Raw genomic sequence first — 12189 nt, 5'->3', positions numbered from 1 at the left:
GATTGTTCGTGAAAACAGGCTTGTAAGATCGAGAAAATCCGATATAATGAATCTGGAAAGAAATCGGGTGAAAGCATGGAAACACAGCGTTTAACAATGAAAGACAGTGGTAAAATTGTTGAAATTTTAAACAATGGCGGTGTAGTAGCATTTCCAACAGATACAGTCTATGGCCTGGCGGTGCGGTATGATTTGAAAGAGGCAATTCTAAAGATGAAAGCGGCAAAGCAAAGGCCGGAAACGAAGCCCTTTCCAATGATGGTGGCCTCAAAAGCTCAGATTGAAAAAGTAGCGGTCACCGACGCTCGCTCCCAGCGATTAATCGATCATTGGATGCCGGGGGCGTTGACATTGATATTTCAAAAGAAACCGGAAATTGATGATTTGGTAACGAATGGGTTTCCAACAATAGGCATCCGGATGCCGGATGATGAATTTGTTTTGGAGATTATCAATCGTGTCGGAGTGCCGTTGTTAGTGCCGAGTGCGAATTTGAGCGGATATCCACCCTGCACAACCTCGGAAGCGGTGCTGGAACAGTTGGATGGACGAATCGATGCGGTTGTTCTGGGCGAAAGTGGAGCGAGTACGTCGAGTACCGTTTGTGATACGACAGGCAATGAGTTAAAAATTTTGCGTCAGGGACCGATTCGGCTGGAAGATTTAGAAGCGACAGAATAAAGGAAATGAGGAATCGAAAATGAAAATTGCGATGGCTTGTGATCATGGAGCATTTGAAAATAAAGAAGCGTTAAAGGCTAAATTAATCCAGGAAGGCTATGAAGTGGAAGATTTCGGCTGTTTCAGCGCTGATAGCATTGACTATCCGAAAGTCGCCTATCCGTGCGCGAAAGCGGTAGCGGAAGGCAAAGCAGACCGGGGTATCGTCATGTGTGGTACGGGTATTGGTGTCAGTATCGTCGCCAATAAGGTGCCAGGGATCCGCTGCGCGCATGTGCATGATCTGGAAACGGCGAAACTGACTCGAGAACACAATGATTCCAATGTTCTTGCAATGGGTGGACGGATTATCAGTCAGGAATTAATTGAACAGATCGCGGAAGTCTGGCTGACGACAGAATTCTCCCACCAAGAGCGGCATCAGCGACGAATTGATCAGATTGCTGAACTTGAGAAAAAAGCATAACGACGAAGAAAACGGCAGTTGAGTTGAAAGCTGCCGTTTTTTATTTTTTGGTTTTAAATGATTCTACTTTTACATATTTTTGATTACGGCTATGGGGCTTATCTGGAATCGTCATTCTAATTTTACCGCTATTCAGCAAAGGTTTAAGGTATGCTTTGTGGAAATAACTAGAATTAATAAGTTTTGCATAAACCATCATCTCGGCTTTAGTCCTTGGAATAGAACAAAATTCAATTAGTCCGGCTAAATTTACTGCGTTATCTTTAGCGTTATCTTGAAGATTGTTTAACGGCCCAACCGTTGCAGTTGCTGCATCAGTTAAAGGAATAATTGTTCTAAAAACATCCCCTTCTAAAAATATAGGTTCAGAGTCAGAATATAAGCGAGTATACTTATAAGTATTTCTCATTCCTGAACCTAGTTCATCAGCTAATCCTATTTCGCGGAATACTTTAAAAATTGGAGGGTTTTTAGGAAAGGGTTCAAAGTTTGTCAAACTCAAAGCACCAAAACCATGAGAACGATTGCTATTTTCAGGTCTATTGTAACATTCCTATCATCGCAAATCTTTTAAAAATTTCAATTTATATGTAATAAAAGGATTAATTAATGTAATAAAGCGAACGATAAGATTAGATTAAACGCTGTAAAATAAATGTATAAAAAATTGAATAATGGCAGGAATGAGGCAGTAATATGAATTAATTAATCCGTAATTTAATCAAATAGATTTAAAGAGAATATCAAACCTCAAAAGATTCTTTCTTCTATACTCATAATGATTAGTTAAAAATCTATGATAAGGGCAGAATTATAGCAAAGAATTAATTTTGAATATGCATTTAATAACATTAGTCGATTATGAAAAAATTTATTATATGGGGGTGTTAATTTGAAAAGTTATTGTCCATATTGCATGAAGCTGATTTCGTCTAGTCAATTTTGTCCATTTTGCGGTAAAGATGTTAGTAAATACACTTCTTCCAGCCATCATCTTCGTATTGGAACAAAACTTAAAAATCAATATATTATTGGACGTGTATTAGGAGAAGGTGGATTTGGAATCACGTATTTAGGCTTAGATACTAACTTGGAACGAATTATAGCAATCAAAGAATATTTTCCTACAGCATTTGTAAAGCGCGAGACTTCATTAGATACGAAAGTGACGTGTTATACTGATGTTGGCAAAGTTGCTTATGAAAAAGGAAAAAGCCAGTTTATTCAGGAAGCCAGAATTATAGCTCGATTGGATTATATACCTGAAATTGTGAGAGTCATGGATTATTTTCAGGAAAATAATACGGCTTATATCGTTATGGAATATTTGAAAGGAAAGACGTTAAAACAACTGGCTGATTGTGAGAGGATTCCAATAGAAGATTTACTTCAAATGTTGAAGCCATTGTTTCAAGGAATGCAGGTTATGCATCAAGCAGGTCTTATCCATCGAGATATCAGTCCAGATAACCTTATTCAACTAAATAATAAAAAGATTAAACTTATGGATTTTGGTTGTGCTCGGGATCTTGAGGGTGGGCATACGATGACGGTTGTTTTGAAACATAGCTACGCGCCAATTGAACAATATACAGGACATGATCAAGGACCTTGGACGGATATCTATGCACTTTGTGCGACAATTTATTATTGCCTAACACAGAAGCTTCCACCGCGAGCCTTGACACGAAAATCCGGAAGTGAGGATGAACTAATTCCGCCAAGAAAATTAGGGGCTGCACTTACTGCAGGGCAAGAAAAAGTACTTTTAAAGGGACTTGCTGTCCAACCATGTGACCGTTGGCAGAGTATAGAGGAATTCTATGAAGCACTTTATGGTCAAACTATGGGTCAGCCTGTTCGAGAATCTTTGGAATTTAATTCTGCTTCTTCTACAAATGAAAAAAATGGATCTTCAACGGAAATAATTGTCCCTATGCCTCAAACTAATGGAATAATGCAAAGTAGTAAGGGAAGCTCTAAACAAAAGAAATCTGAACCAAATGATTCAAATTTGATCAATAATAATGGTTCACAAGATGTTCATTATTCTAAAATAAACAAAGTAGGGATTGTTGCTGCAATAGTTTGCTTTATAGTTTTGATTATAGTTGCAATTGGATTTAATCAAAAATTTTCGTCTGCTACTCCGCCTTCCTTAGATGCATCCTTAGATAATCAGGAAAATAATCGCATTCTTTCAAGTATTTCTGAAGATGGTATTATACAGTATATAGTGTATAATTCTGATAAACAGCCTAAAATAGATCTGCCAGAAAGTGAGTTGCAGCCTGACGTCATTTACGATAACCTTGTCTATATTCCTGAGATGTTCTATGGCAGATATCAATTGTTAGGAACTGATGAAGAAACACAGTCTTTTTGTCAATCAACTGATGAGATAATTGAATATTCAGAATATTCAGCGATTGCAGGGGGAAATAAAACAAAAGATCTGGCAGCAATGCCAATTATGATTTTGGCAGGGCCGAAGAATCTTAACATTAGTCGAGAAAATCTTGATATTGGGAATAGAAATCCGAATTATCTTATGCGAGTATCTTATAAGGATAAATACACGGAGGAGTTGATTATCCTAACATGCTGTTATGAAGTAGAGGGAAGAAAACTTAAACTGTGGCCGTTACAGCAAAATCAATATATAGATGGAATTATGACGTATAAGGTTGATGAAGTCTTTTTTGAATATGAATTTGAATTTAGTGGAACATCATTAACACTCAAAAGAAATGGATCAAGTGTAACATTGAATGCAGGCTATAACTATGGAACTGAGGAGAATCCACGCATATATATCGACGCGTATCGGACTCCAGGTTCTGAGCAATTAGAAGATATTGTAGCATTTCATTTACTTTGGGATACAGAAGAAAATGGAAAATATAATCGTTTCTATGTTAGCTATATTAATCGCGACGACCAAATTACAATTTCTTATGATGATACTGCGATTTTGTCTGAAAATGGGTTATTTACATTTACTCACACGTATTTGGAGGGGGAACAGAAGGTGCTTACTTATCAATACGTGTATTTCCTTTGTAAAGATGATGGCATAATTCTTACAGATGGAATAAATATTTATCAATACTCGATAAATACTTTTGAATATAAAGAAGCTGTACTTAATGGTCCATATAATTAACTAAACTATCAACACCATATATAAAGGAGGGCTCAATGATAATCGAGTCCTCTAAATTAGTTCATGGTAGTATATAATTAGAAGCTAATTAGAGATGTGAAGAACAAACCCAAATCAGTTTGAAGACTAGTTAAATGAAAGCTGGATCAACTCAATTCTAGCTCCAATTTTGGGTATACATTCAATAGAAAGAAGTGAAATCCATCTCATCTGACGTTTGTAAGAAAATATCACAAGATAGGCTATTTTGGCTAAGATGCATTCTTTTGCGTATATAAAAGCTTTGTTTATGTTGTCCATTTTGTGAATCAAAAATGACATCAATAGATGAAAAGGATTCCCTTACATCAATCAGACTGGTTTAATGGAGTTTTTCGAATTAAGGTTGCTCTCCTTTTTGTTTGATTTTAGTTCGGCTTGAACCTCGCGTTAACTGACTTCATTCTAAAAAAAGGTAATGTATATATCATAACTATTGCTTTGTAACTTACTAATTAATGCTATGAAAGCTGAAACAAATAGATTTTAACAGTTGAATATTTTGTATGAAATTAATAAATTGTGAAAGGTAATGAAGCAGTCTGGATGTTAATGCTAGGGAAGAAAGTTTTAGCAATAACGACATCAATTTATTAGAGAGGATCAAAATAAAGTGCGGAGATTTTTCTGCTGACATGTTTGCGAAAGTTTCGAGAGATAGGGATGATTTCATCATTGAATAAAACAAGAGTGTTGTTGCTAACAGTTTTAACATAGTTCATGTTTACAATATAAGAACGATGAGTTTGAACAAAATTATCTGGAAGAATAGAAAAGTATTTATCAAAACCTCCATAGGTTGTTATAACAATATGATTTTTTTCTATTGTTTCTGAGAATGAGTTAAGAGGTGTGTTTTTTGATTTTCGACAGACAAACTGTATTTTCCGTAACGATTTTTCTAAATAAAGAATATCATGCGTTGGAACGATTTTTGTAATTCGATTCATCGTAATTGGAATATCTGTATAATTAAGATCTTTATTAATAATTGAAATGGCTTTTTCTAGCGCTATAGGAAGTTTTTTATCTATGTCTTCCTTTAATATGCAGTAAATATGCTGGCAGATATAAACTTCAGGGAAATAACATGGATAATTAGTTAAGAATATGATCTTTGCGGTAGGAGCTATATCAGACAATTTTTGTGCTAGGGAAAGACTTGTTGTTTTTTCTGTATCAAACCAGATGTCTAATAAAAAAATGTCAAATGGATTGTTTATTAGATCACTTTGTAGGCTCTTCAAATCAGAATATTCATTAATGATAAAACTCATGTTTAAATTATTTGCTATTTTTCTAGTGAATCTGCTGATAAGTTCTAAATTCTGAATATTGTCATCGCAGATGGCTACTTTTATCATAATGTTCCTCCTAATATAACTTAAAAGTTAGAATTCATGAGATAATCATGAATTGTTCTCTTAATACTCTGACTAGTACAACGTAAATTAACAACAATAATAAGAGAATTCTATCATTACTTATTATATGTTTGTTGTACTAGCGAATGTATCTGTGTTGGCATGTCACCATTTTCACAAACTTGGTATAAAAATAGAATGTCAAAGTATCAAATTAACTTTTTATACAAAATTGTCTGTTGTTCGAATAAAGTTGCACAGAGATTGCATTGTTTCAACGAACAATATTATACAAGAAGAATACTGTATTCAGACTTAAGATACTGCAATATTAATGCTTTCTAAAAAGTTTGTATCATTGGTAAACAGATATAGACTATGGGAAAAGTCTTGAGGCGTGTGATAAACAGAAGCTTTGTTATCAAACAGCTACTTAGGCATCACCTGAGAAGGATAAGATAAATTAATTTGCGGATTAGAAAAGGCTATGGAAAATTTAAAACCTATTTAATGTTCAGGATACTAATCATATAAGTCAATACATATTTGATATAATAAGACAAATAAATGTACTGTTTTTCGGATTGTTTTAGAATACATTCAACTGACATAAAATTAGACCTAGTTTCTTGGATATTATTGCCGTAGAAACTGTGAAATTATATGGAATCTCCTAAAAAACTTCACTCTTCGACAATTGCCTTTGTCTAAGAATAAATATATTTTCCCTCGAGAACACATTAATTTCAACTTAATTGTATTTTTAGGTATATTTTGTGTAATAAGTGGTAAAAAATATTAGATTAATTCATTTTAAAATTAAATTAGAAATTAATTTTTAAGTAAAGGGGATATTTTTTATGAATTACGTTTTACGCCTCCATTTTGAAAAGAGCTATAAAGAATGGGTTTTGCCTGATGTGAATAATCAAACACTGAATTATATCGTGAAGAAAGAATTATGTGGCTTGGAACGCGATATTAATTTCAAATTGAATGTTTATGATGGAATTTGGTCTTTAAATATTGAAAATCCTTTGATAATCACAGGAAAGTCAGAGGGTGAATGCACTCTTCAGAATAATGAATTATTGTACGCAGAATATTTGGGGCATAAGTTCAATGTATCATTTCATCTGATTACAAACGATTATCTTCAATTTACTAAATATAAAATTCCCAATTCAGCGATTACCATAGGAAGACTGGAAGATAACACGATTTCCTTTGATTTTGAAAATAATGTATCGGGACATCATGCTGAATTGAGAGCTCAAAATGGTATCTATGGTTTGTATGACATGAGTCGAAATGGAACATATATTAATGGTTGTCGGGTAGGTGAATATAAAAATCCACAATTCAGAGAGTTAAACTATGGTGATGAAATCTATATATTAGGTTTGAAAATTATTTATTTGAAAGATGTTCTGGCAATAAATCGAGATTATTTGCCCAATGTTATGGTTCATCTTGAAGAAGATATGGGAGAAACATTAAAAATTACTCGAAAGGGTTATGCAGACATCTATGAGCGTTCTCCTAGAAAAGTTAGGAAGCTAGAAACAGAGTCTGTTGTAGTAGAAGGTGCTCCTAATCCAGCACAAAATCGTAGACAGCCATTATTATTAACAATAGGTCCTTCATTAACAATGGTGATTCCGATGGCCATTGGAGTTTTGTTTACTCAATGGAGCTATTCTCAATCGGGAATGATGTCCAATAGTGCTTTTATGTATATGGGTATTGTTACTTCTGTTACTTCAGCAATTATTGGCGTAGGATGGGCTTTGGTGAATATACGATTCACTTCGAAGCAAGCAAAAGAAGATGAGAATAAACGTGTTTTAGGATATGGGAAATATATAGATAAGATTAAGGAAATGTTAAATGAAAATGGTTCATATAATTTAAATGCGTATAATGAAAAGTATCCAACTAGTGAAATATGGCTATCTTGGATCCCTGAGCAGTATCATCGCGTTTGGGAGAATAATTTAAAACATGAAGATTTTTTGGATGTTCGCATTGGAACGGGTACCATAAAAAATCCAGTAGAAATTGTTGTTCCCAAAGAACGATTTTCATTAATTGATGATAAATTACAGGAGCAGCCACATAAAATTTATGAGGAATTTAAAAATATTGAACAGGCTCCTGTGTTATTGAACTTGAAGAGAACTCGACTATTGGGAATCGTTGGAGAAAAGCGGATTGATATCTTACATGTGTTAATTGCGCAGTTAGCTTCAAGGTATTCCTATGACGAGGTAAAGACTGTATTTTTATTTAATCAACAAAATGAAGAAATAGAAATGATGAAATGGCTTCCCCATACATGGACAGATAATCGTAGAATGCGGCTAGTTTCTCAGCAAAAAGAGGAATGGAATGAAATACTATACTTATTGAATAATGAGATAAGGACAAGGATGGAAAACAAGAATGCATCAAAAATTCCACATTATATTTTGGTTGCAGCACAAGATATTGTTTTTGAGGATGAATATCTTGTTAAAGTTATTGAAAATAATGATTTGGGTATGTCATTAATTGTCTTGGCAGACCATGTTGAAAAATTGCCAAATAGCTGCAATGAGGTGCTGGAAGATCAGAATGGTGGCAGCTATCTTTTCCTCGATGAAAAAGAAGAAGGCAATCATTCCTTTACTTTTGATTATATAAGCAAAAACACATTACAATCAGCATTGAGAGCGCTTTCTAATTATCGCATCCAGGAAAGAGGCTCAGTTGGCGCTGTTCCTGAAATGATTACTTATATGCAGATGCTTCACATCAGGAATTTGGCACAGTTTAATATTTATCGTAAATGGCTAGAAAATCGAACCTACAAAAGTATGCGTTCGTTAATTGGCTTAAAAGCAGGAAATCAACCGTTGTATCTCGACATTCATGAAAAGGTTCATGGTCCTCATGGTTTGGTTGCTGGAACAACCGGTTCGGGAAAAAGTGAATTGTTGCAGACTTATATTTTATCATTGGCAATGAATTATCATCCATATGAAGTCTCCTTTATCTTAATAGATTACAAAGGTGGCGGAATGGCACAAAGCTTTGAATGCTTACCGCATACATCAGGAATCATCACGAATTTAGGTGGAAATCAGACGACCAGAGCACTAGCATCAATTAATAGCGAGATTCGTCGGCGTCAGAAAATATTTAATGATTATCGCATTAAGCATATTGATGAATACATCGAAATGTTCAGAAATGAAAAAGTAGATATGCCGATTCCACATTTAATAATGATTGCAGATGAATTTGCAGAATTAAAGAAAGAACAACCTAATTTCGTAAAAGATCTAGTCAGCGCATCTCGTGTGGGGCGTAGTTTAGGAATTCATTTAATATTAGCAACACAAAAACCTAGTGGTGTAGTTGACGAAGAAATTTGGGGAAACTCTAAATTTAGAATTTGTCTGCGTGTGCAGGATAAACAGGATTCTAAAGATATGTTGAAGAGAACGGAAGCAGCGTATATTACGAATGTAGGAAGAGCTTATTTGCAGGTGGGTAATGATGAAATTTTTGAAGAATTTCAATCTGCATGGAGCGGAGCTCCTTATGTGGAAGATCAGGAAGGTATAATGGATAATTACCCACTTAGACTGATTGAATTGTTGGGTCGTAAAATGCCAGGAAAAAAGAAAAAAGAGAAAACCAAAGAGAATGTACAGAGTCAGTTGGATACAGCTGTATATTATATTCGAAAAACGTTTGAAGAGAATAAAGTTCAAACATTAAAACCAATTTGGTTACCACCTTTGAAGCGGCGGATAGGATTGGAGGAAATTCCCCTTACGATACAGGAAAATCGACTGGATGTTTGTTTAGGAATTGTTGATGATCCTGTGCGTCAACATCAGTTTCCATTCCTTCTAAATCTGATTGACAGTGGTCATATTATGGTTTCAGGGAGCATTGGCAGTGGAAAAACAACTTTGCTACAAACATTGGTATATTCATTAATTAACAATAATGATGTAAACACAGTACATGTTTATATAGCAGATTTTGGAAGTAAAACCATGAATATCTATCAAAATGCTCCACAGGTAGGAGCTGTACTGTTCGAGAATGAAAGTAGTCGTTTACATAAACTGATCAAAACTTTGATTGCTGAATTGGGCAGAAGAAAAACGAATTTTGCTAAAAAAGGTATTGTAACATTCCGAGAGTATTTTAAGAAATACAGTAATTGCCCTGCATTTATATTTGTGGTTGATAACTACGCATCCATGATGGAAGAAAATCCGAAAATAGAAGATGATTTGTTCCTGTTGAGTAGAGAAGGTTCTGCCTATGGTATTTTTATGATTTTTTCCTGTCTGGGTTCTTCTGAAATCAAAACAAGAATTCGTACTAATTTCCAAACGGGAATTGGTTTGCAGTTGAATGATCGTTTTGAGTACGAATCAGTACTACAGGGGAAAATAGAAATGCTTCCTGAAAGCAAGACACCGGGGCGCGGTTTGATTAAAAGTAAAAACGAATGTCTGGAGTTCCAGACTGCACTGATTTTAGATTCCACGAATTCTGAAGAAACACATGCATATATTGTGGAAACTATAGAACATTTAAAGTTGAAAACACAAGGGAAAAAGGCGTTGACAATTCCATCGATTCCTTCTGAAATGGTAATAAAAACATTTGTTGAATCTGAAGAAGTTAAGTGTTTGCGCAATTCTCCACGATATTTACCAATAGGTTATGATCTTGAAGAAATTGAAATTGTGAAGATAGATCTTTCCAAACTCTTTTGCTTCTGTGTTTCTGGTCTTCCTAGAAGTGGTAAAAGCAATTTTCTGAAATTAATTGCAGCGTTAAAGAAAGATCAAAATGCTGATGTATATGTAATTTCAGAAAATTCAAGTATGAAATCAGAGTTTGAGAGCTTTGGAGTAAAGTCATTAATTACAAATGATAAAGAACTATTTGATGTTATGAATGAGAAGGTAGTTCCTGAATTCATCTTACGTAATAAAACATGTAAAGCACAATATAATCGAAATCCGGATATAGAGATGGATGAATATCTGGGAATGATGAAGCCGATTTTCGTTCTTATCGATTCAATGCAATTTTTCATTGATACAATTTATTCGTCAGAGAAGAATATGTCAAGATTCTTTGAAATGTGCTTCGAAAAGGGAGAAAAGCATGGAATTTACTTCTTTGCGGCAATAGCGCCAAATGATTATCAGAATTGTCTGCTCAGGCCAGCGTTCAAGGAATTTGTGAGCTGGAAGACAGGCTTGCATTTCGGTGGGCAAGCAGATCAGCAACGCATCTTTGATTTTGACATTGCTTTAAGTGAAAGAAGCAAGAAACTTAAAGCGGGAGTAGCCTGGATGATAGAAGAAACGAAAACAATCCGATTGGCTGTACCGAAAGCAAATAAAATATGAATGTATGCTTACTGAATTTTCAGGAAAATCCCGGAGAGTTTATCAAGATTTATCGTGAAACAATCCATAGAAAGTATCGCTTTATTAAAAATACTGAGTTTTTTCAAAAGGAGCAAGTCAAAGTTTTGTTGGGAACTAAGCCATATCATGATGTGTATATTATTTTGCTTGATGACTGCACTCAATCTATTCTTGAAATGATTGAGATGATCCGCAGAATCAATGAACGTACATATTTTATCTTTTCGATAAAGCAAACTGACGAATTTATGGAGCTTGTTCGTCCATCAATTCGTCCGAGCGCAATATTAACATATCCATTAAACAGGGAATTGCTGCGGAAGACTTTCGAGGAAATTCATGTTGATCAGAATAAACGATGTCAAAAACAAAAAAACCTATGTGTAAAAATAGAGGGAGAAATTCACAATATTCCTCAAGCAATGATTTTATATATCGAAGCAAGAAGCAAGAAAATGGTTATTCGTACCTTTGGACAGGAAATTGAATTTTACTCAACATTTGGTCAAATAGCAGATAAATTGGATGAGCATTTTCTTCGTTGCCATAAAGGTTACATGGTTAACTGTGAAGAAATCAAACAGGTTGATTCACACAACTCTTTATTGATTTTGACGAATAATGTTAAGATTCCTTATTCTAGAGGATATAAAAATAATGTGAAAATGTGGCTTGAAAAGAGGAAGAGCGAATGAAAGTCGCCTATATATTTACTCAGGAAGAATTGAGTGCGCTGTGGAGTCTGTTGATTGATCAAGTGTCTTCAGAAAAAGTATTCTGCGAACATTTATCTTGTAAACAAAGTTTGATTAAAAAGAAATTTATTCATTACGAGCTTGAACAGCTTAAAATAGATCCTGTTATCGCTTTGATTTTAAAAGAAATGTCGATAGCAGATAAAGTAAATCAGTATGAAAATAAAAAAATTTATCAAGGAGAAAAAATCGTATTAGAAATCTGTTCTAATAATCACGAAATAAAAATACAAGTTTTTGATATTGAACTATACCGATAGAAGGA

General features: G+C 34.3%; 8 protein-coding genes. 6 read left to right on the top strand and 2 right to left on the bottom strand.

Annotated elements, in window-relative coordinates; all coding sequences use genetic code 11:
- The first annotated feature begins 75 nt into the window (after window positions 1–75).
- The gene (locus BN162_RS10570) at window positions 76–681 is read left to right on the top strand and encodes an L-threonylcarbamoyladenylate synthase (RefSeq protein ID WP_020225069.1); all 606 of its coding nucleotides are present in this window, start codon (window positions 76–78) and stop codon (window positions 679–681) included.
- 19 nt (window positions 682–700) lie between these two features.
- A complete protein-coding gene (gene rpiB / locus BN162_RS10565) occupies window positions 701–1147 on the top strand; it encodes a ribose 5-phosphate isomerase B (protein ID WP_020225068.1) in 447 nt (148 codons plus the stop codon).
- Window positions 1148–1187: 40 nt separating this feature from the next.
- Here rpiB and BN162_RS19285 read toward each other — a convergent pair whose 3' ends face one another.
- Window positions 1188–1643: a Fic family protein gene (locus tag BN162_RS19285; RefSeq protein WP_020225067.1), complete on the bottom strand. Its 456-nt coding sequence runs from the start codon at window positions 1641–1643 to the stop codon at window positions 1188–1190.
- Window positions 1644–2039: 396 nt separating this feature from the next.
- On the opposite strand from BN162_RS19285, the gene BN162_RS17965 reads away from it, so the two are divergent.
- Window positions 2040–4313 carry a protein kinase domain-containing protein gene (locus BN162_RS17965; RefSeq protein ID WP_147612175.1) on the top strand — a complete coding sequence of 758 codons (2274 nt, stop codon included), beginning with the start codon at window positions 2040–2042 and terminating at the stop codon, window positions 4311–4313.
- Between the two features lie 632 nt (window positions 4314–4945).
- Here the strand turns inward: BN162_RS17965 and BN162_RS10550 are convergent.
- Window positions 4946–5716 (bottom strand): LytR/AlgR family response regulator transcription factor, encoded by a 771-nt coding sequence (locus BN162_RS10550; protein ID WP_020225065.1) that lies wholly within the window; start codon window positions 5714–5716, stop codon window positions 4946–4948.
- An 860-nt stretch (window positions 5717–6576) separates the two neighbouring features.
- Between BN162_RS10550 and essC the strand changes: the two genes are divergently transcribed.
- Genes essC through BN162_RS10535 form a run of 3 tightly spaced genes read left to right on the top strand, consistent with a single transcriptional unit; the run spans window position 6577 to window position 12184 of the window.
- Window positions 6577–11148, top strand: coding sequence for a type VII secretion protein EssC (gene essC, locus BN162_RS10545; RefSeq protein ID WP_020225064.1), 4572 nt, complete (start codon window positions 6577–6579; stop codon window positions 11146–11148).
- Window positions 11145–11864, top strand: a complete 720-nt coding sequence (locus tag BN162_RS17960; protein WP_020225063.1) for a LytR/AlgR family response regulator transcription factor — start codon at window positions 11145–11147, stop codon at window positions 11862–11864. Before essC ends, BN162_RS17960 begins: the two co-directional genes overlap by 4 nt.
- Window positions 11861–12184 carry a hypothetical protein gene (locus BN162_RS10535; RefSeq protein ID WP_020225062.1) on the top strand — a complete coding sequence of 108 codons (324 nt, stop codon included), beginning with the start codon at window positions 11861–11863 and terminating at the stop codon, window positions 12182–12184. Before BN162_RS17960 ends, BN162_RS10535 begins: the two co-directional genes overlap by 4 nt.
- Window positions 12185–12189 lie beyond the last annotated feature (5 nt).

Source organism: Holdemania massiliensis AP2, from assembly GCF_000327285.1.
Taxonomy (GTDB): Bacteria; Bacillota_I; Bacilli_A; order Erysipelotrichales; family Erysipelotrichaceae; genus Holdemania; species Holdemania massiliensis.
This window is presented reverse-complemented; position numbering and strand designations above follow the sequence as displayed.